General features: G+C 77.2%; 14 protein-coding genes. 3 read left to right on the top strand and 11 right to left on the bottom strand.

Going from position 1 to position 18,426, the window contains the following annotated elements:
- Positions 1–3: 3 nt before the first annotated feature.
- From BLR12_RS06465 to BLR12_RS06420, 10 genes are all read right to left on the bottom strand, one after another.
- Complete coding sequence (locus BLR12_RS06465) at positions 4–1,350, bottom strand: glutamine synthetase family protein (protein WP_091375132.1); 1,347 nt, start codon at positions 1,348–1,350, stop codon at positions 4–6.
- On the bottom strand, positions 1,347–3,110 hold the full coding sequence (locus tag BLR12_RS06460; protein ID WP_091375127.1) for an IucA/IucC family protein: 1,764 nt from the start codon (positions 3,108–3,110) through the stop codon (positions 1,347–1,349). The genes BLR12_RS06465 and BLR12_RS06460 overlap by 4 nt, the downstream gene beginning before the upstream one ends.
- The gene (locus BLR12_RS06455; RefSeq protein WP_091375124.1) at positions 3,094–4,347 is read right to left on the bottom strand and encodes an MFS transporter; all 1,254 of its coding nucleotides are present in this window, start codon (positions 4,345–4,347) and stop codon (positions 3,094–3,096) included. Before BLR12_RS06455 ends, BLR12_RS06460 begins: the two co-directional genes overlap by 17 nt.
- The gene (locus BLR12_RS06450; protein WP_091375121.1) at positions 4,344–5,639 is read right to left on the bottom strand and encodes a lysine N(6)-hydroxylase/L-ornithine N(5)-oxygenase family protein; all 1,296 of its coding nucleotides are present in this window, start codon (positions 5,637–5,639) and stop codon (positions 4,344–4,346) included. The genes BLR12_RS06455 and BLR12_RS06450 overlap by 4 nt, the downstream gene beginning before the upstream one ends.
- Positions 5,636–7,342 (bottom strand): IucA/IucC family protein, encoded by a 1,707-nt coding sequence (locus tag BLR12_RS25485; RefSeq protein ID WP_218120569.1) that lies wholly within the window; start codon positions 7,340–7,342, stop codon positions 5,636–5,638. The genes BLR12_RS06450 and BLR12_RS25485 overlap by 4 nt, the downstream gene beginning before the upstream one ends.
- Positions 7,339–8,751 carry a pyridoxal phosphate-dependent decarboxylase family protein gene (locus BLR12_RS06440; protein ID WP_091375118.1) on the bottom strand — a complete coding sequence of 471 codons (1,413 nt, stop codon included), beginning with the start codon at positions 8,749–8,751 and terminating at the stop codon, positions 7,339–7,341. Before BLR12_RS06440 ends, BLR12_RS25485 begins: the two co-directional genes overlap by 4 nt.
- Positions 8,748–10,145, bottom strand: a complete 1,398-nt coding sequence (locus tag BLR12_RS06435; RefSeq protein WP_091375114.1) for a diaminobutyrate--2-oxoglutarate transaminase family protein — start codon at positions 10,143–10,145, stop codon at positions 8,748–8,750. The genes BLR12_RS06440 and BLR12_RS06435 overlap by 4 nt, the downstream gene beginning before the upstream one ends.
- The gene (locus BLR12_RS06430) at positions 10,142–11,455 is read right to left on the bottom strand and encodes an alanine racemase (protein ID WP_218120568.1); all 1,314 of its coding nucleotides are present in this window, start codon (positions 11,453–11,455) and stop codon (positions 10,142–10,144) included. The genes BLR12_RS06435 and BLR12_RS06430 overlap by 4 nt, the downstream gene beginning before the upstream one ends.
- A 201-nt stretch (positions 11,456–11,656) precedes the next feature.
- Positions 11,657–12,595, bottom strand: coding sequence for an ABC transporter substrate-binding protein (locus tag BLR12_RS06425; protein WP_091375111.1), 939 nt, complete (start codon positions 12,593–12,595; stop codon positions 11,657–11,659).
- A gap of 277 nt (positions 12,596–12,872) precedes the next feature.
- Entirely contained in the window at positions 12,873–14,459 is a 1,587-nt protein-coding gene (locus tag BLR12_RS06420; protein WP_255363339.1) for a PHA/PHB synthase family protein, read from the bottom strand.
- A gap of 424 nt (positions 14,460–14,883) precedes the next feature.
- Here BLR12_RS06420 and BLR12_RS24340 point away from each other — a divergent pair, with 424 nt between their 5' ends.
- Complete coding sequence (locus BLR12_RS24340) at positions 14,884–15,060, top strand: hypothetical protein (protein WP_176832382.1); 177 nt, start codon at positions 14,884–14,886, stop codon at positions 15,058–15,060.
- Complete coding sequence (locus BLR12_RS06410) at positions 15,042–16,322, top strand: MFS transporter (protein ID WP_255363338.1); 1,281 nt, start codon at positions 15,042–15,044, stop codon at positions 16,320–16,322. The genes BLR12_RS24340 and BLR12_RS06410 overlap by 19 nt, the downstream gene beginning before the upstream one ends.
- 10 nt (positions 16,323–16,332) lie before the next feature.
- Here the strand turns inward: BLR12_RS06410 and BLR12_RS06405 are convergent, their stop codons facing one another.
- Complete coding sequence (locus BLR12_RS06405; RefSeq protein WP_176832381.1) at positions 16,333–17,502, bottom strand: MFS transporter; 1,170 nt, start codon at positions 17,500–17,502, stop codon at positions 16,333–16,335.
- Between the two features lie 623 nt (positions 17,503–18,125).
- Here BLR12_RS06405 and BLR12_RS06400 point away from each other — a divergent pair.
- Positions 18,126–18,422 carry a phosphatase PAP2 family protein gene (locus BLR12_RS06400; protein WP_091375101.1) on the top strand — a complete coding sequence of 99 codons (297 nt, stop codon included), beginning with the start codon at positions 18,126–18,128 and terminating at the stop codon, positions 18,420–18,422.
- Positions 18,423–18,426 lie beyond the last annotated feature (4 nt).

Raw genomic sequence — 18,426 nt, 5'->3', positions numbered from 1 at the left:
GGGTCACCGCCGCTCGAAGCCGCGGGCACGCTCCCACTCGGACACCGCCCGCGAGTACGCGGCCCACTCGGCGCGCGCGGCCGCGACCAGGGCGTCGACGACCCCGTCGCCGAGGCCCTTGCGGGCGATCCCGCTGCCGTCGAGGAGGTCGGCGGCCTCGGACAGCGAGGCCGGCAGGGTCGGCGCCTCCGTCCCGGGCGCGCCCCGCACCGGGGCGGGCAGCGGCAGGTCCGCCTCGATGCCGTGCCGGGCGGCGAGGAGCACGGCGGCCAGGGCGAGGTGGGGATCGGCGTCCCCACCCGGGACGCGGTGCTCGAACCGGAGCGAGGACCCGGAGCCGGCCAGCCGCAGGGCGGCCAGCCGGTTGTCCGGCCCCCACGCCACCGCGGTGGGGGCGAAGGCGCCCGGGCTCAGCCGCTTGTAGGCGTTGACCGTGGGGGCGAACAGCAGGGTCAGCTCCCGCAGGCAGGCGAGCTGGCCGGCGAGGACCCGGCGGAGCAGCGCCGACTCCCCGTACGCGCCGTCCCCGGCGAGGACCGGGGTGCCGTCCGGCCCTCGGAGGCTGACGTGCAGGTGGCAGGAGTTCCCCTCGGCGGCGTCGTACTTGGGCATGAACGTCAGGGCCATGCCCTCCTGCGCGGCGATCTGCTTGGCGGCCGTCTTGTAGAACGCCGCGGCGTCGGCCGCGGCCAGCGCCTCCTCGTACCGGAAGACGATCTCGTACTGGCCGGGGGCGCACTCACCGCGGGCCGACTCCAGGCGCAGCCCGGCGGCGACGGTCTCCCGGCGCAGCCGGCGGGTGAGCGCGTCCATGCGCTCGAGCCCCACCAGGGCGTAGTCCACCCCGGTGCGGGTGGCGGGGGTGAGCCGGGACCAGCCGGCCGTCTCCGCCGCTGCGTAGGACTCGGTGAAGACCCGGAACTCCAGCTCGACACCGGCCAGCGGGACCAGGCCGAGCTCGGCGAGCGCCTCGACCTGCCTGCGCAGCACCTGCCGCGGTGCCACCTGCACCGGCCTCCCGTCGGGATGGCGGGCGTCGGCCAGCACCAGGACGGTGCCGGGGTCCCACGGCAGCGGCCGCAGCGTGGCCAGGTCCGGGGCGAGGACCATGTCGCCGTAGCCGGTGCCCTCCGGGTCGAGCTCGGTCGAGCGGGCGGTGACCGCCATGTCGACGTCCGTGGTCAGCAGGTAGGTGCAGGCACCGAGCCCGTCGGCCACGGTGCTGTCCAGGAAGTGCCGCGCCGACAGCCGGGTGCCCTGCAGCCGGCCGGCGAGGTCGGGCAGTGCCAGCACGACCTCGTCGACCCGGCCGGCGTCGACGTCGGCGCGCAGCTCCTCGAGGGTGGTCACGCCGGCACCTCCGCGGGGACGGCGGCCAGCGGGTTCGGCGCGCAGCCGTGGACGACGTCGGGGGCGGCGTCGCGGTCGGCGCGGTCGTGGAACCCGCCGCCGGTCAGGTGCTCCCGGTTGAGGGCGACCCGCTCGACCTCGGGGGCGAGCAGCCCCAGGTCGTCGAAGGCCGCGGCGAGGTCGGGGTGGCCGGCCCGCCAGGTCAGCAGGGTCTCGCGCACCAGCGCCCAGAAGGTCCCCTCCGGAACGCCGAGGTGGTCCTCGGCGACGCCGGCCAGGAAGCGGAAGTGCCCGGCGAGGACGGCGCTGGTGATGCTGTGCGCCATCTCCGCCGCCGGCCAGCGCACCAGCACCCGGTCCGCCCGCTCGGACAGCCCCGGGTAGTCGCGACCGGGCAGCAGCGTGACGTCCTCGGCGAAGTCCTTCACCAGGACCCGCACCGGCACGTCGCCGGTGTCGTGGACGACCACGGTGTTCTCCCCGTGCGGGCAGAAGGCCACGCCGTGGCGGGTGAGGCAGATCAGCAGCCCCGGCAGCAGCGCCTCGCACAGCCGGGCCAGCCAGTCCCGCGGGGGGAGGCCGGAGCGGGCGACGAGCTCGGTCAGGACCGCCCGGCCCGCGGGGTCGACGTGCAGCAGGGCCGCGAGCGACCGCGCGCGTTCCCCCGGCCGCAGGTGCGCGGCGACCGGCTCGCGCCACACCGCGCCGAGCAGCTCCCGATAGCGGTAGGGCACGTCGTGCACCTCGTCGAACAGGTCGTGGGAGACCACCACGCTGGCGACCTCGCCGAGCAGCCCCAGCCCGGTGGCCCGCAACTCGGGGTCCCCGGCCGGGAGGGTCGCCAGCCAGGCGCTGACGTCCGGGGCGGCCGCGGTCGCGCGGGTCCCCAGGCCTCGCCACACCAGCGTGTTGCGCATCAGCAGCGGCGTCTTGACGTCCCGGTGGCCGGGGGCCACCAGCGTGCGCACCGACTGGACCGGCCGGTAGTCCGCCGGGCCCTCGCCGAGCGGCACCAGCCGCCGGTCGGCCAGGTACCGGGCGAACAGGGTGCGCACGACGGCCTCGTCCTGGTACGGGTGCACGGGCAGCCAGACGTAGGCGGCGGGGTCGGCGACGCGGCCGGCGAGCGCGGCGGCGAACGCCTGCCGGGTGGCCGGGTCGAGCTCCTCGGCCAGCAGCCGCGCCTGGTCGAGCCCGGGCACCGCCTGGAAGCCGGCGACCGAGCGGTGCGCGGCGTACCACCGGAGCCGGACGGTGCCGCGGGACTCGGGGGCGTACCGGTCCAGGTCGGCCGCGTCGAACCCCAGCCGGCCCTTGTTGAGCAGCAGCACCGGGTGGCCGGTCAGGTGCTGCTCCAGCTCGGCGTAGGGCAGGTCGGCCAGCGCCGCGGCCGGCCGGCCGTCGGCGAGCAACCGCGCCTCGGCGGTGTGCGTCGCGGTCAGCTCGCGCACCACCTCGGCGGTGGTCGGGCCGTCGAGGCCGAGCACCGGGCGGGCGTCGAGCAGGAACCGCACCGGGTCGAGCGCCGGCCGGTCGCCCCGGACGACGCTGCCGGGGTCGACCCGCCAGGTGCCGAAGCCGCCCCGGCGGGCCCGGAAGCGGTGGACCGGCGCCCCGGGCAGCTCCAGTCGCCAGCTCCCCGGTCCGTCGGGGACCGGCGTGATCAGCTGCTCGTAGGACAGCTCGGCCAGCGCCTTGGCCACCAGGCGCCGGCCGGCGTCCTGCCAGGTCGGGTCGGCGACGTCAGCGGGCGGGAACATCTCGGACCTCCGGGACGGGGACGGGGACGGGTGCGACGGGAACGGGGGAGGGGGCGGCGGGCGGCTCGACGGTGTCCCGCAGCAGCGGGGACACCAGGGCGGCCGCCGCCATGAGGACCGCGGCGGCGGCCAGCGGGGCGGGCAGCGCGACGGCGGCCGTGGCCGTGGCCAGCAGCGGCGCGGCCAGCAGGGCGCCCGAGCGGGCGGTCTCCACGGCGGTGAAGCCGGGCCCGTCGGTGCCGACCGCGGCGAACACCCGCAGGTCGACGGCGACCGCGAGGAGCCCCAGGCCGAGACCCAGGACCACCCGGCCGGCGGTGAGCGCGGTCAGCCCGGCCGGGCCGAGGGTGGCGCTGAGCGCCTGCAGACCGAGCCCGCCGGCCGCCAGCACCGCGCTGGCCGGCAGCAGCCGGGAGCCCCACCGCCGGGCCAGCGGCCGGGCCGCCGGCAGGACGGCGAGGCCGGCCAGGGCCGGCAGCAGGAACAGGACGGCGGCCGCGGTCAGCGAGCCCCCGCCGCGGAGCACGAGCTCGGTGAAGAAGGGCCGGGGGACGGCGGTGCCGAGGTCGACCAGGACGGCCAGCGCGGCCACGCCGAGCAGCGCCCCGGCCGGCAGCCGCCGCCGGACGCTGCCCGCCGCGGGTCCGGTGCCGGCCCCGTCGACCGGGAGGGGCACCGCGGCCCGGCGCCTCGCGACCACCCGCCAGACCGCGACGGCGAGCAGCAGGTCGGCGACCGCGAAGGCCGCCAGCCCCAGCCGGGGCTGCGGCAGCGCCACCACACCGGCGCCGACCACCGTGGCGAGGACCGACGCGGCGTGGAAGACCGCCGCGTAGACGACGACCCCCGACAGCCGGTCGCCGCCCCGGCCGCGGTCGGCCACCGCCACGAGTGCCGGGTAGGCCAGCACCATGGCGCTGCCGGTGGCCACCACCCCCGCGGACAGGGCCGTGAACACCGCCAGCGACGGCGCGAGCGCGAGGCCGAGGTCGAACACCGCCGAGCCGAGCAGCCCGGCGACGAGCAGGTGCGGCAGCGACCAGCGGCGGGCCGCCAGCCCCCACAGCGGCAGCGCCGCCAGCCCGGCGACCCGGCAGACGGTGAGGTAGGTGCCGGTGGCGGCGAGCTCCTCGACGCCGAAGAGGGTGCGCAGCAGCAGCGGCCAGTACGGCGTCAGCGCGGTCTCGGCGACCAGCTGGAGGGCGACGACCAGCGCCAGGACGACCCGGGCCCTCACGGCGCGCCGAAGGTGGTGAACGCGCCTTGCTGCGGGACGTCGACCAGCGGCCGGCCCGTGACGGCGCCGAGGATGGTCGCGCTGCGCCAGGCGCCCAGCCCGAGGTCGGGGGCGCCGACGCCGTGGGTGTGCGTCTCGGCGTTCTGCACGTAGAGCCCGCCGGGGCAGCGCAGGGCCACCCGGTGGTCGGCGTCGACCCGGTAGCGGCCCCGACCGTCGAGGTCCAGCAGCGGCAGCAGCGGATCGAGCAGCGCCGGCCGCCGGGCGGCGTAGCCGGTCGCCAGCACGACCGCCTCGGTGGGCACGGAGAAGGTGCGGTCCTGCTGCACCTGACGGCAGTCCAGGACGTAGCCGTCCCCCTCGGCGCGGGCCGACTCCACGGCGACGGCCGGCTGCAGGACCGCGTCGGCCTGCCGGCCCCCCACGGTGCGCTCGTACAGCAGATCGTAGAGCTCGGCGATCGTGGTGGCGCTGATGCCCTTGTACAGCTGCCACTGCGCCGGCAGGAGCGTGTCCCGCGCCGGCTCGGGCAGCCCGTGGAAGTAGGCGGTGTAGTCCGGCGTGAAGTGCTCCAGGCCGAGCTTGGAGTACTCCATGGGCGCGAAGGACGGCGTGCGGGTCAGCCAGCGCAGCCGCGCCCCCGTCCCCGGCTGGGCGCGCAGCAGGTCGAGGAAGACCTCCGCGCCGGACTGCCCGGACCCCACCACGGTCACCGAGCCGGCCTCGAGCAGGGCCGGCCGGGCGTCGAGGTACTGGCCGGCGTGCACCACCCGCTTGCCCAGCAGGTCCGCGAACGGCGCGGGGACGACCGGCTCGGTGCCCACGCCGAGGACGACGGTGCGGGCGCGCACGGTGCTGCGGCGGGACGTGGCGGTGTCGGTGACCGTGGCGACGAAGGCCCCGCCGTCGGTACCCCCGCCGTCCCACTCCACCGCGTCCACCCGCCGGCCGAACCGGCAGCTGGGCAGCGACTCGGCGACCCAGCGCAGGTAGTCGTCGTACTCCGCGCGCGGCACCTGGAACCGCTCGGCGAGGTAGAAGCGGAACAGCCGGCCGTGGGCCCGGAGGTAGGCCAGGTAGGACCACGGGCTGGTCGGGTCCACCAGGGTGACCAGGTCGGCGAGGAACGGCACCTGCAGCGTCGCGCCCTCCAGCAGCAGCCCCGGGTGCCACGACATGGCCGGCCGTTGGTCGAGGAAGACGGCGTCGAGGTCGTCGACCCCGTCGGCGAGGGCGGCCAGCGACAGGCCGAAGGGCCCCAGGCCGATCCCGAGCAGGTCGTGCGTGGTCACGGGAGCACCTCTCGGAGCGGGTTGGGGATCTGCACGTACACGGACTGGGCGGCGACCGGGCCGTCGAGCTCGTCGCGGCCGTCGACCCCGGTGAGCAGGTTGGCCTTGACCGGCAGCCGGTCGGCCTCCAGCAGCAGCGCGGCGGCCGGGGACGGGGTGGGTCCGGCCAGGTGGTCGCGCAGCACGTCGGCGAGCACGCCGAGCAGGTCCGCCTCGTCGGCCAGCCCCGCGCCGGCGAGGGCGGCGGCGCAGCCGATCAGGTTGTTGACCCCCAGGTAGTAGACGACCCGGTCGGTGACCAGCGCGTCGTCGAACACCAGGCCCGTGTCCCCGCCGATCCCGGGCAGCAGGGTCCGCAGCTGCGGGACCCGGGAGGCGGCGGCGTACCAGCCCTGGTTGTCGCGGTACCAGCCGCGGTCGGGCAGCCCGTCGCCGTCCAGCCCGACGAGCACGTTCTGCAGGTGCGCCTCCAGGCCGATGCCCCAGCGGCCGTGCAGCCACAGCAGGGGGACGGCGACGGCGTGGAGCCACCGGCGGTACCAGAGCGCCGCGGCCCGCGGCACCGGCAGGCCGGTCCGCGACGCGAGCGCGTGCACCAGGTCGGCGGCCGGCGGGCGGCCCCGGTCGGGGCGGGCGTCGACGACGGCGCCGGCGCAAGCCACCCGGTCGGCCGCCCGGAACGGCTGGTCGCGGACCACCGTGTCCAGCCCGACCGGGCCCTCCGGTCCGTCGACCCCCACCCAGGCCGGGTCGCGGACCAGCCCGAAGTGCGGGTGCGCGGCGGCCAGCGCGGCGCCGAGGCCGGCGTCGACCAGCTCGGCGGTGCGCACGCCGAGCCGCAGCTCACCGCGCAGGTTCTCCCGGCGGCTGTTGGTCACCCGCAGCCCCAGGCTGAGCTTGAGCATCACCGCCACGTCCGGGCGGGCGACGGTGCGCAGCGAGGAGGTGGCCCACCACGGCGGCCCCGCGGGCCCCAGGTCGACCAGGTCGCCGCGCTCCAGCAGGGCCGCCGCGCCGGGGCGGGCCGCGAGCCGGGCCGCCTGCCACGGGTGGGCGGGGACCGGGAGGAACCCCCGGGGGACCTCGAGGTCGCCGGCCAGCCGGTGGAGCAGCGCGGGGACGTCGCCGGCGGCGCTGCCGGTGGCGACGACCTCCCGCCGGGCGGCGAACCAGTGCAGCGGGAAGTGCCCCCGGGCCTCGGGGGCGTAGGTGGCGTCCTCGGCGTCGGGCAGGCCGTCACGGCTCTTGGTCATCGGGTGCCAGGGGTGCCCGGCGAGCAGCCCCTGCTCGGCCGCCAGCCACGGCGGCAGGCCCTTCGGCGGCTCGGGCTCGGCGGCCCGGAGCACCGCGTAGCCCGCGGCCCGGTCGGCGGACTCGGTGATCCGGGCCCGGGCGTCCTCGCCGTGGCCGGCGGGCAGGCCGGCGCGGGCGGCGGCCTCGGCGGTGAGCCACCCGGCGACGGCGTCGACGTCGAGGGCGGCGCCGTCGGGCGTGGTGACCGCGCCCAGGTCGTGCCGTCCGCTGGGGGAGCGGCGGACGACGTCCACCACGAGGGCCCGCCCGGTGGCCGGGAGGTCCACGCGGACCGGGCCCGGACCGGGCACCGGGGTGCCGGTCTCCCGCAGCCAGCAGCGCACCAGCACGTCGAGGGCCTCGGCCCGGGCCTGCCGGGCGGGGGACACCAGGGTCGGGACGGCGGTCACGCGGCGGCCTCCTCGGCGGCGCCGGCGGCCAGGACCAGGTCCAGCAGCGCGTCGACGTCGGCCGGGGTGGCCGCCGGGTTGAGGAGGGTGAGCTTGAGGTGCACCCGCCCGTCCAGCTCGGTCCGGCCCACGACCGCGCGCCCCTCGCGCAGCAGCCGGCGACGCAGGCCGGCGTTGACCGCGTCGCCGCCGCGGTGGCGGAACACCACGGTGCTGAGCACCGGCGCCGCGGCGAGCTCGAGCCGGGCTTCGGCCTGCACCCGCGTGGCGGCGTACGCGGCCAGGTCGCAGCAGGTGTCCACCAGCGCGCCGAGACCGGCCCGCCCCAGGGCCCGCAGCGTGACGGCGATCTTCAGCACGTCGGCGCGGCGGGTGGTGCGCAGCGACCGGCCGAGCAGGCTGGGGTACCCGGCCGCCTCGTCGTCCGCCGGGTTCAGGTAGGCAGCCCGCCGGTCCAGCGGGGCGAAGGCGGCCGCCTCCCGGGTGAGCAGCACCCCCGCGGCGGCCGGTTGCCAGCCGAACTTGTGCAGGTCGAGGGAGACGCTGTCGGCGTCCCCGAGGCCGGCCAGCAGGTGCCGGCGCCGGTCGGAGAACAGCAGGCCCCCGCCGAAGGCGGCGTCGACGTGCAGCCACCCGCCGTGGCGGCGGACCACCGCGGCCACGGCCGGGAGCGGGTCGATCGTCCCCAGGTCGGTGGTGCCGGCCGTGGCCACCACGACGGGGCGCTCGCCCACCGGTGCGTCGCGCAGCAGGGCGGCCAGCGCGGCGGGGTCCAGAGCCCGGTCGGCCGACGGCGGCACCGCGACGACCGGTGGCAGTCCCAGCAGGTGTGCGGCCCGTTCCACGGAGAAGTGCGCGGCCGTACCCGCGTAGAGCCGCACCGGTCCGGGTGCGGCGTCCCGTGCCAGCAGCAGCGCGGTGTAGGTCGACCCCGTCCCGCCGGTGGTCACCACCCCGCCGCCACCGGGCAGACCGGCCAGCTCGGCGAGCGCGGCGACGACCCGCTCCTCGAGCACCGTGGCGGCGGGCGCCTGGTCCCAGCTGTCCAGCGACTGGTTCAGCGCGCTGGCGGCCAGGTCGGCCGCGACCGCGACGGGCAGCGGCGGGCAGTGCAGGTGGGCCGCGCACCGCGGGTCGGCCGGGTCGGCGGCGCCCGCGGCGACGGTGCTCACCAGCCCGACGAGGGCGGCCCGCTCACCGATCCCGTCCTGCGGCAGGACACCACCGGTCAGCGCGGCGTCGACGTCGGCGGTCACCTGCCGGGGGTCGCCGGCGGGGACCGGCCCACCCCGTGCCTCCCGTCCGGCGGCCAGCGCGTCGAGCGAGAGCGCCACCAGGTCGGTCAGGTCGCGCTCGGTGGAGCCCCGGAGCCCGCCGGTGGCCGGCCGGCCGGGGACGACGGCGGTCATGCCCGGTGCTCCCGCTCCGCGGCGGTGAGGGCGGCGTCGAGGCGGTCGAGGACGGCGCCGGCCTCCTCGTCGGTCATCACCAGCGGCGGCAGCAACCGGACGACGCTGTCGTGCCGCCCGCCCAGCTCGACGATCAGCCCGCGGCGCAGGCACTCGGCGCGGACCGCCACGGCCAGCCCCGGAGCGGCCGGCCGGGCGCCGCAGGCGTCGGGCGCGGCGTCCGGCTCGACCAGCTCGATGCCGTTCATCAGCCCCCGGCCGCGCACCTCGCCGATCGAGGGGTGCGCGCTCGCCAGGGTCGTGAGCCCCGCCCGCAGGCGCCGGCCCAGTGCGTCGGCCCGCTCGGGCAGCCGCTCGGCGAGCACGTGCCGCAGCGTGGCGGCACCGGCGGCCATCGCCAGGGTGGTGCCGCGGAAGGTGCCGGTGTGGGCGCCGGGCGCCCACGAGTCGAGGTGGTCGGCGTAGACCACCACGGCCAGGGGCAGGCTCCCGCCGATCGCCTTGGACAGGACCATGACGTCGGGCTCCACCCCGGCGGCGTCGATCGCCCACATGGTGCCGGTGCGGCCCACGCCGGTCTGCACCTCGTCGACGACGAGCGGGATGCCCCGCTCGGCGGTGATCCGCCGCATCTCCCGCAGCCAGGGCAGCGGCGCGGGGATGACGCCGCCCTCGCCCTGCACCGCCTCCAGGATCATCGCCGCGGGCGGCACGATGCCGCCGTTGGGGTCGTCGAGCAGCCGCTCGACGTACCGCGCCGACACCTCACCGGAGGCGTCCCCGAGCCCGAACGGGCAGCGGTAGGCGTGGGGGTAGGGCAGCCGGGCGGCCTCGGCGGCGACGCCGGTCATCGGCTCCTTGACCGCCACCCCGCCGGAGGCGGCCAGGGCGCCGGCGGTCATCCCGTGGTAGGCGCCGGTGAACGCCGCCACGCCGCTGCGCCCGGTGGCGGTGCGGGCCAGCTTGAGCGCGGCCTCGACGGCGTCGGTGCCGGCCGGCCCGCAGAAGTGCACCTTGGCGTGCCCGGCCAGCCCGGGCGGGAGCGCGGCGAAGAGCGCGTCGGTGAACTCGTCCTTCTCCGGGGTGGCGATGTCCAGGGCGTGCCACGGTGCGCCCCGCTCGATGACGCGCTGCACCGCCTCGACGACGACCGGGTGGTTGTGGCCGAGGGCCAGTGTCCCGGCGCCGGACAGGCAGTCGAGGTAGCGGCGGCCGTCGGCGCCGGTCACCGTCATCCCCCGGGCGTGCACCGGCACGATGCGGAAGGTCCGGGCGTAGGTGCGGGCGGCGGACTCGCGGGCCGCCTGCCGGGCGAGCACGCCGGCGGGGTCGGGCGGCGCGGTGCGGTCACGGGCGGTGCGGTCGACGGCGGTGGTGCCGAGTGCGGTGCTCACGGGACGACCTCCAGGTCGGGAACGAGGACGGGCGGGGCAGGAGGGACGTCGGCTCCCGGCGCGGGGACGACGTCGCGGGTGGCCGGCGGGTGGCCGAGGAAGGACTGCAGGGCGAACTCCCAGCCGTAGGCGCCGGCCTGCGGGACGACCACCAGGTCGCCGGCCCGGACCCGGTCGACGACGACGTCGCGGACCAGGACGTCCTCCGGCGTGCACAGCTCCCCGACGACCGTCACGGGGACGTCGCGGAGCTCCGGACGCGGCAGGCCGGACGGCCAGTCCTCGACCGGGAGCACGGTGAGGGGGAAGGGGAAGTCCTCGGTGCCGGGCAGCGCGAAGCCGCCGATGCCGCCGCGCACGAGGACGTAGGCCGTGCCGTAGGAGCGCTTGACGTCGACGACCTCGGCGGCGTACCAGCCGCAGTCGGCGGCCAGCCAGCGGCCGGGTTCGAGGGCGACCTCGACGCCGGCCGGGGGAGCGAGCCGGTGCAGCTCCTCGCCGAGCAGGTCGAGGTCCAGCGGCGCCTCCCCGCCGTAGGCGACGCCGAGCCCGCCACCGACGTCGACCCAGCGCAGGTCCACCCGGTGCTCCCGGGCGGTCCGTGCCGCCCAGTCCAGGCACCACGCGACGTAGGCGGCGTGCGCCCGCGCGTCGCGGTTGCCGCAGACGGCGTGCACGTGGAAGCCGACGACGTCCAGGCCCGGCAGCGAGCGGGCGAGGGCGAGGACCTCCGGGACGTCGGGCTCGGGGACGCCGAACGGAGCCGGGCGCCCGCCCATGGCCAGGGTGCCGCGCACCCCGACCGCTGCGGGGTTCACCCGCAGGCCGACGCGCACGGTCCGGCTCCGGGCCTCGGCCAGCGCGGACAGCCGGGCCAGCTCGAGCGGGCTCTCGGCGTGCACGACCTCGGTCCCGGCGTCCAGCAGCGCGCCGAGCAGGGCCGGGGTCTTCGCCGGTCCGGCGGCCAGCAGCCGGGGGGACCGGCCGGCGGCGAGGAGCGCGGCCCGGGCGGCGTCGGCCTCGGCACGGGAGGCGACCTCGAAGCCGTCCACGCCGCCGGGGCCGGCCAGCGCGGCGAGCACCGCCGGGAAGCCGTTGGCCTTCGCCGCGAAGAAGAGCGACGCCCACGCGGGGAGGACCGCGCGGAGCGCGCGGGCGCGGCCGGCGGCGACCAGCGGGTCGTAGACGTAGCCGCTGACCGTCCCGGTGCGGGCGGAGGCGCGCAGCAGGTCGGGGATCCCGGGCGGGAGGACGGTGGGCGGCAGAGCGTGTGCGCAGCCGCTGCCGGCGGCCGAGGGAGGGGACAGCAACGGACCTCCAGGAGAGCCAGTTAGGTAAGGCTCACCTTAGTCCGACTGGTTACGCGATGTGCAAGCGGGGCACCGTCGCGTGACGGTCGCCGAGGTGCAGGGGGTGACGTGCGGGGGGTGTCGCCGGGCGTGGCGGCGCCACCCGCTCCGGCGCACCGCGGTGCGCCGGAGCGGGTGGCGTCGTGGTGGTCCGGGGTGCGGTCAGAGGCAGCCGGACCCGGCCAGGGCGGTCTCGACGTCGTCGAGGACGACCTCGGCGCCGAGCAGGCCGATGCCGAGCATCCACTCGTCGTCGTCGACCTCGAAGGCGCAGTCGGGGACGGCCTCGAGGAAGTCCCACACGGCCGTGACGGTCCCCTTGGTGGTCGCGCCCGGCTCGCCGTAGGTGGTCGAGAAGACGACGTCGGCGTCGGCCTGGTCGATCTGCTCCGCGCTGACGTAGGCCATGGAGTACTCGTCGTAGGAGAGCTGCGGCAGGGTGAACCCGACGTCGGCCAGCACGCTCCCGGAAAAGGTCTCGGGCCCGTAGATCCGCGTCTCCTCGGGCAGGAAGCGGACGATCGAGGCGGTCGCCCCCTCGGCGCCGACGGCCTCGCCGACCTCGTCGACCCGCGCGTCGTAGCCGGCCAGCGCCTCCTCGCCCTCCTCGGCCCGGCCCAGGGCGTCCGCGGTGGTCGTGAACATCGCCCGCCAGCCGTCCGTGTAGTCGGTGAAGACGGTCGGGGCGATCTGGCTGAGCTGGTCGTAGATCGCCTCGTGGCGGACGCTCGAGGAGAGGATCAGGTCCGGCTCCAGGGCCGTGATCGCCTCGAGGTCGGGCTCCTCGATCGTCCCCACGACCTCGATGCCCTGGGTCCGGTCACCCAGGTACTCGGGGAGACCCGCGGCGACGTCGGACTGCACCGAGCCGACCGGAGTGACGTCCAGGGACAGCGCGGTGTCGAGGTGCGGGGTGTCGAGGGTGACGACCCGCTGGGGGTCGGTCGGCACCTCCGTGGTCCCCAGGACGTGGGCGACCGACCGGGTCTCCGCCGGGCCGGGCTCCTGGGCGGAGGCCTCCTCGGCGTCCCCGGCGGAGGAGCCGCAGGCGCTGAGGGCCGTCGCGGCGACGACGGCGGTGGTGAGGGTTCGCAGGCGCACGGGGGTGCACGTCCTTCCGGCAGTCCGCGGCGCACGCCGCGGGAACGGGGCGACCGGTGGCGCGCAGGCGCACCGCACCGACCCGCACGGTCATCTAAGGGCAGCCTCACCTAAGCAGATGGCCCTCGCGGTCGTCCGGGAGGTCTGCCGCGCGCAGCCCCCGACGGGTCGGCCTCGCGGTGGCGACCGGACGCCGACCCGGGTGGGCCGCGCACCGGTCGGACCCCGAGCGGGTACCCGGGGCGGTCGGCGGGAGCGGTGCGGGTGCCCGGGCGCGTCAGCCGGGGACGCGGTCCCGGACGTAGGAGCCCGGCGCCGGCTCCAGGGGCGGGTGGTCCGCGCTGCCCAGGCTCTCCGGTGCCGGGACCTCGTCGCCGGAGCGCTCCAGCGCCCACTCCGACCACGGCTCCCACCAGCTGCCGGTGTGCTGCTCGGCGGCGGCGCGCCAGGCGTGCGGGTCCGGCCCGGGCTCCCCGCCGGTCCAGTAGCTGGCCTTGGGATTGCCGGGCGGGTTGACCAGGCTCTGGATGTGGCCGCTGTAGCTGAGCACGAAGGTGCTCGGCCCGGAGAGCAGCTGGGTGGTGCGGTAGCAGCCGTCCCACGGGGTGATGTGGTCGGTGAGCGCTCCGGTGACGAAGGTGGGCACGGTGATCCGGCTCAGGTGCACCGGCGTCCCCAGCACCCGCAGCGCCCCGGGCTTGACCAGGGCGTTGTGCGCGAAGACGTCGAGGAACTGCTCGTGCAGGCGGGCGGGCAGGTTCGTGCCGTCGGCGTTCCAGGCGAGGATGTCGAACGCGGGCGGGTCCTCACCCATGAGCCACTGGTTCACCAGGTAGTTGAAGATCAGGTCGTCCGGGCGCATCCAGGTGAACATCGAGCCCATCTGCCGGGCGGAGATGACGCCGCGGCGGCGGGAGTTGCGCCGGGCCACCTCGAGCACCCGCGGGCCGGAGAAGGCGCCGAGCGGTGCCCGGGTGGAGAAGTCGAGCAGGGTCACCGCGTACCCGGCGGCGTGCACGCGGTCGTCGCCGGTCGCGGCCAGGTGGTTCAGCGCCGTCGTCATGATCTGTCCGCCGGCGCACAGGCCGAGCGTGGTGACGTCCGGCGAGCCGGTGACCTCGCGGGCGACGTCGACGGCGGTGACGACGCCCTGCGAGTACTCGTCGAGGCCCCACTCGGACTGCTCCCGCGTCGGGTTGCGCCAGCTGATCATGAAGACCTGCAGGCCCCGGCTGACCGCGTACTCGACCAGGCTGCGGCCCGGTCGCAGGTCGAGGAAGTAGAAGCGGCCGATGGGCGGCGGGACGATCACCAGCGGGCGCGAGCGGACCGTGGGCGTCGACGGCGAGTACTGGATGACCTCGACGACCTCGTCGCGGTGGACGACGGCGCCCGGGGTGATGCCGAGGTCCTCGCCGACCGTGAAGGCGCTGCGGTCGACCTGCGAGGGCATCCCGCCGTTGCGCACCAGGTCGGACAGGGCGTTGCGCAGGCCGCGGGCCAGGCTGAGCCCGGCGGTGTCGAACGCCCGCTTCAGCGCCGCCGGGTTGCCCATCAGGGTGTTCGTGGGCGCCATCGCGCTGGTCAGCGCGTTGAACACGAACCGCACCTGCTCGACCTCGCGCCAGTGGGCCCCCTCGGCGGCGAAGTCGTCGACCAGGCGGTCCAGCGACGCCGTCGTCGCGAGGTAGGACTGGGCCAGCCGGCGGTAGCCGGGGTGCAGCGACCAGGCCGGGTCGGCGAAGCGCCGGTCCTTCGGCGAGGGGGCGATCTCGGTGCTGCCCCGGAGGATGCGCGCGGCGTCCCTCCCGAGCCGGACGGCCTCCCGGGCCAGCGGTCCCGGCTGGGTGAGGACCGTGGCCACGCCCCGGACCATGCCCCGCGGAGAGGGGAGCCCGACGGGCTCGCCGCCCTCGACCGGCGCGACCGGTTCCTCGGGCGGGGCCGGGTCCGCTGCCGCGGCGCGCGGGCGGGCGGACGAGCGCGGGCGTGGAGGTGTCGTCGTCACGGGATCTCCTTGTGAGCTGGGTCACACACGCTGGACCGTAGCGGCACTCCCCGGGATCGGACCACCTCGGCGACCGCCCCCGGAGGTCTGACCAGGGCCCCGCCGCCCTCCCGGCGTCCGGGGGCATCGACGGCCCCGGCTCGGCGGGGGCGGAGCACGTGCAGCCGCCCGGCGGCGCGGCCGGAGCGGGGAGCCGCGTCACCGGTGCCCGCCGGACGGCACATACTGGGGAGGTCCGATCGGCTCCCGCACGGAGAGGCGCAGCGACCTGGTGGTGGAGGTGCGGGACGCGCGGTGCGCCGTCGCCGTCGCCGGCGTGCACCGCGAGGGCGCCGAGGTGGCCGGGATCCCGCACGGCGGGCACTGCCCGGGGTGCGCGGACGCGCCCGCGACGTGGCAGCCGGTCACCGACGTCGTCCCCTGGGTGGACGGCGACCGGTGGCGGGTCGCGTCCTGATGCCGGTCCGCCAGGACGGGAGCAGCGGCGTCGCCCGCCCGGCTGCCGGGACCCACGTCGGCCACCGCGCGGGCGAGGCCGGCTACCGCCGGGTCACGGCCTCGCTGGTGGCCGCCGGCATCGCGACGTTCGCGCTGCTGTACAGCACCCAGGCGCTGCTGCCCGAGCTCGCGCGGTCCTTCTCGGTGTCCGCGGCCCAGAGCACGCTGTCCCTGTCGCTCACGACCGTGGGGCTGGGCGGAGCGCTGCTCGTCGCGGGACCGCTGTCGGAGGTGGTGGGCCGCACGCGGCTGATCCACCTGTCGCTGACGTCGTCCGCCGTGGTGGCCCTCGCCTGCGCGGTCGCGCCCACCTGGGAGGTGCTCCTGGTCCTGCGGCTGCTGGAGGGGGTGACGCTGGCCGGGCTGCCCGCGGTGGCCACCGCCTACCTGCACGAGGAGCTGCACCGCGACACGCACGCCCGGGCGGCCGGCCTCTACATCGGGGGCACCGCGCTCGGCGGGATGACCGGACGCCTGGTGACCGGCGCGGTCGCCGACGTCGCGGGCTGGCGCTGGGCGCTGGCCGCCGTCGGCGTCGTCGTCGCGCTCTGCGCCCTCGCCGTGTGGCTGCTGCTGCCGCCCTCGCGCGGGTTCGTGCCCGCCCCGGCCCGGCTCGGCGTGCTGGCCACGATGGCGCGGCGCGCGCTCGCCGACCGGGGACTGCTCACGCTGTACGCCGTCGGTGCCTGCTCGGCCGGCGCGCTCGTCGCGGTCTTCAACGCGGTGGGCTTCCGGCTGACCGCCGCGCCGTTCTCGCTGGGGCTCGCCGCGGCCGGCCTGGTGTTCCTCGTCTACCCGGTCGGGTCGGTGAGCTCGGCGCTGGCGGGGCGGCTGGCCGGCCGGTTCTCCCGCCGCGCCGTCGTGCCGGTCGGCTGCCTGGCCGCCGTCGCCGGCGTGCTGCTCACGCTGCCGGCGTCGCTGCCGCTCCTCGTAGCCGGCCTGGCCGTCCTGACCGCCGGCTTCTTCGCCGTCCACGGGGTGGCCAGCGGGTGGGTGCCCGCGCGCGCCCGGGCCGGCGGCGTCGCCGCGGGACAGGCCGCCTCGTTCTACCTGTTCGCCTACTACCTCGGGTCGTCGGTGTTCGGCAGCCTGGCCGGGACCGCCTGGACCGCGGGGGCGTGGCCCGCCGTCGTCGCGCTGGCGTCGGCACTGCTCGTGCTCAGCGGGCTGCTCGCCCTGTGGCTGTGGCGCATCCCCTCGCTCGACCCGCTGCGCCGCTGAGGCGTCCCCGTCAGGGCGCCCGGCGCAGCTCCCACGACAGCCAGGCGGCCAGCGCGACCGGGACGGCGACGAAGGCCGACATCGCGAGGACGGTGCCGATCGCGGAGCCCAGCCAGGCGAGGAACAGCGGGGTGCCGAAGCCGGCGTAGGCGAAGGCGTAGAAGGCGCTGTTCATCGCCCCGCGCGCCTGCGGCGGCGCCAGCCGGGCGGTCAGGGTGAGCCCGGCGGTGAGGCAGAGCCCGCCGCCGGCGCCCATCAGCACCGACGCCGGCAGCAGCAGCGGCTCGGAACCGGCCACGATCGCGGCCACGCCGATCGCGAGGCCGAGCGCGCCGAACACCATCCCCAGCGGCCCGGCTCCTCTGTCCGCCCGGCGCCCGACCCGGGCCGCGACCGCGCTGGCCGCCAGGGACAGCCCCGCGATCAGGCCGGCGTAGGCGACGCCGACACCGTCGGCGACCACGAGCAGCGGCAGCAGCGTGGCCGCGACGGTCGGGAAGGCGAACACGCCGGACGCGGTGGGCGCGAGCACCGCCCAGAACGGCCGCCGCGCCTCCGGGGGCAGGCCCAGCTCCATCAGCCGGCCCGGCCGCCGGACGTGCACGGTCTCCGGGACGGTGAGCAGCGCGCCGATCCCGACCACGAGGACGGCGACGTGCACCAGGTACGGCAGGGTCGTGGGTGCCGGGCCGTACTGGGCGAGCACGCCGCTCATCGCCGGGGCGACGGCGAAGCCGAGGGACGTCGACACCGCGCCGCGGGTGGCCGCCGACTGCTGACCGCCGGGACCGGCGAGCTCCTGCAGCCACGCGTTGGCGACCGAGAACACCACCCCGGACACGACCCCCTGCAGCAGCCGGCCCAGGTAGAGCAGCGGCAGGTTCTCCACGGCGGGGAGGAACAGCAGCGACACGACCCCGGCGAGGACGGCGAACGGCAGCACCAGCGACCGCCGGCCGAACCGGTCCGACAGCCCGCCGGAGACGGTCAGCGCCGCGATCAGGCCGATCGCGTAGCAGCCGAAGACGGCGGTGAGGTCGGCGTCGGACAGGTCCAGCGTCTGCCGGTAGACCAGCAGCAGCGGGGTGGGGATGTTGGTGCCCAGGGCGACGGTGAACAGCCCGAACGTGAGGGCGTCGAGGCGCCGCCGGGTGTCGCGCTGGAGCGTGACGTCGGGCACCGGGCGGAGGCTACCGGCCGCGCGATCCGGTCCCCGACCGGGTCGCAGTGCCCTGTCCGCCGCCCCTGCCCGGGTCCAGCGTCCCCTCGTTGCCAGGCACCACGGAGGAGGACGTGGCAGGCCGGGAGGCAGACCGTGACCAGGAACCGCACCGCGCGGAGGGGTCGTCGCGGTCGCCGTCCTGGCCGACCGCGCGGACGACGGCCGGGACGCCCCGATCACCCTCCCCCGGCCCGCCGAGCCGCCCGCGGGGACGTGGGTGCCGACCGGTACCGGCGAGATGCCGGCCCCGTGGCTGGGCTTCGTCGAGCCGCTCGTCGTCGAGTCGCCCGAGCGGTTCGCGACCGACGGGCCCGACCCCCTGGACAGCGAGGCGTACGCCGCCGACGTCGCCGAGGTGGCGGCCACGGGGTCGGCGACCAGCACCAGCCGGACGGCGGAGCAGACCGACCTCGCCCTGTTCTGGAGCGACGACCCGTGCGCCAGTACCAGGACGCCCTGCGCGACCGGGCCGCTCGTCACGGGACGGACATCGGGGACACGGCGCGGGTGTTCGCCGCGCGATCCACCAGGCGGACCGCGACGGCAACCCGGCCACCACCCCGGACCCGGGATGGGCCCCGTTGCGGCCGGCCCCGCTGTACCCGGAGAACCCCGGTGGCCACGGCTGCGTCAGCTCGGCCGTCGCGGAGATCCTCGAGGAGCTCGTCGGCCGCGGCCGGCTGGACCTGGAGATCCGCAGCGACGTCACGGACGCGACCCGGCACTACGACGACGCGGACGCCTGGCTGGACGACGTGGTGGACGCGCGGATCCGGCTCGCCATCCACGTCCGGGACGGGATGGACGACGCCCGGGAGATCGGCTGCGGGGTCACCGGGGCGGTGGCCGACTCCGAGTCGGGGTCGGCACACCGCTGAGGCG

The sequence above is a fragment of the Geodermatophilus sp. DSM 45219 genome (assembly GCF_900104025.1).
Classification (GTDB): Bacteria; Actinomycetota; Actinomycetes; order Mycobacteriales; family Geodermatophilaceae; genus Geodermatophilus.
Note: the sequence above shows the minus strand (reverse complement) of the source record. Positions and strands in the feature narration are given on the sequence as shown.

Coding starts and splice junctions, on each gene's coding strand:
- BLR12_RS06460 (WP_091375127.1), bottom strand. CDS start 3,110: ATGTTCCCGCCCGCTGACGTCGCCGACCCGACCTGGCAGGACGCCGGC.
- BLR12_RS06440 (WP_091375118.1), bottom strand. CDS start 8,751: ATGACCGCCGTCGTCCCCGGCCGGCCGGCCACCGGCGGGCTCCGGGGC.